The organism is Sulfurimonas sp., assembly GCF_016744025.1.
Taxonomy (GTDB): Bacteria; Campylobacterota; Campylobacteria; order Campylobacterales; family Sulfurimonadaceae; genus Sulfurimonas.
This window is the reverse complement of the sequence record NZ_JADGFC010000246.1, coordinates 1-1698: the sequence shown is the minus strand read 5'-3', so window position 1 is coordinate 1698 and position 1698 is coordinate 1. Positions and strand designations below refer to the sequence as shown.

The following is a 1698-nucleotide window of genomic DNA, read 5'->3' as shown; positions in this document are numbered from 1 at the left end:
AACTTCTCAAGAGCGAGATAAGTTGCTTCTTTGAGTTCATCAAGAGTGACCATAGTTTCAATATTCTCACCATTTTCGTCTTTGTCATAAAGTTTCCAAGTAGTCTCAGTTTTATTAGCAAACTCAGCACTCATAACACCAGACATCATATTGATACGAGCCTGATAATCGGCATGAAATGTTTTACCACTTTTAGTTTTTATAGTCATTTTTTTTATTTGGTTTTCAATTTTTATTTCATCTTCATTTTTTGCTATAACATCAAGTTGTTCTTGGCTTAGTGGCGGTGGGGCTATCCACTTTATACCATTCCAGACATCCTCATTTGAACTAGGAACTATTGTGGTTGCTCCATCTTTAGGGCAAATTGCACTTGTTCCTTCTCCTGTAAATCTTCCATCTTCATTAAAGTAATATATAGTCATTTTTAACCTTTCATTATGTATGCTAGTTTCATGTATGGTGGCAAGTTTTTATCTGTTCCACTTACACCAGAATTATTGATTGTTACTATATGGGAGTGATTTCCTGAGCTTGATGTACCAATAGAACCAATGTTTGCATGCCAATCGTAGAGACCAGTACCTCCTCCATCTTCCTTGCCTCTTTTTAAAGCGTGAGTATGAGCCCCTGTAACATCTGTACTCCCACTATGCGTATGAGCAATGGCAACTGCATCTTTATTACCACCAACATCTTTTACATCTGCATCAACAGTTGCTCCATATACAAAACGACCTCTTAAATCTGGTGTTCCGTTAGACCCATTACAAAGATGCCAACCACTTGGGACTGCACTTATTAGTCCACTCCACATAGTAATGACTCCACTTGGAACTGCACTTGATAAATCATCTATAGAGGCTTTTCTATTTAGAGCAGTTTGAGTTGCTGTGCTTATTGGTTTTTCTTTATCACTTGTGTTATTGACATTTGATAAACCTATTTGAGCTTTTGTAACTGTGTGGGGATTTGCATTATTATTTTTATGAACTGTAAGATCTGTGGTTTTTGCATTTAGAGCAGTTTGAGTTGCTGTGCTTATTGGTTTTGTTTTATCACTTGTATTGTCAACATTTCCAAGAGCTATTTGAGCCTTGGTTACACTGTGTGGATTTGAAGAATCATTTATATGAAAACTTAAATCTGCCATTTTTATATCTGATTGAGAGCCATTGTATACGTTATACTCATAAGTACTTCCGTTTGTAAAAGTTATACGATAAGTATCATTTGTTCCTGCACTTCCATTTCCACTTACTCTTATAACTGAGCTTATGCCATTTCCTGTTGCTCCTGTTTTTCCTCTCTCACCTTTTCCAAAAGGAATAGGAACAGACCAATCTGCACTTACATTTGTATTTTTAAAGTAGATTTCACCTGTGTCTGTAGCAAAAAAGCTAAAGTCTTTTAATTGAGTATCATAACTACTCTTTTGAGCTATTAAACCCATGGCATTTACTTTAAAAGCTTCACCTCTTGCTCCTTTATCTCCTTTAGGGATAGAAAATATAAACTTATTTTCAGCACTATTATATGCTATTTGAACCTTTTGACCCTCGGCTAAAGTATTTCCCTCAACTGCAATTGCTTGAATTGATTCTCTTATACTTTGTGTCTCATTTTTTAAAACTAAGGTTTCATCTTTCATACCACTTACTGCATTTCTGTCACTTGCAGTTGCTATTGCATCATCTT

At 35.5% G+C, this 1698-nt stretch carries 1 protein-coding gene and 1 pseudogene; both read right to left on the bottom strand.

The window, feature by feature from the left end; all coding sequences use genetic code 11:
* A partial coding sequence (locus QZZ48_RS15705) for a hypothetical protein (protein ID WP_294967194.1) occupies positions 1–425 on the bottom strand: 425 nt, incomplete at its 3' end.
* 2 nt (positions 426–427) lie between these two features.
* Positions 428–1698 (bottom strand): annotated as a pseudogene (locus tag QZZ48_RS15700) (hypothetical protein); the annotation flags it as partial.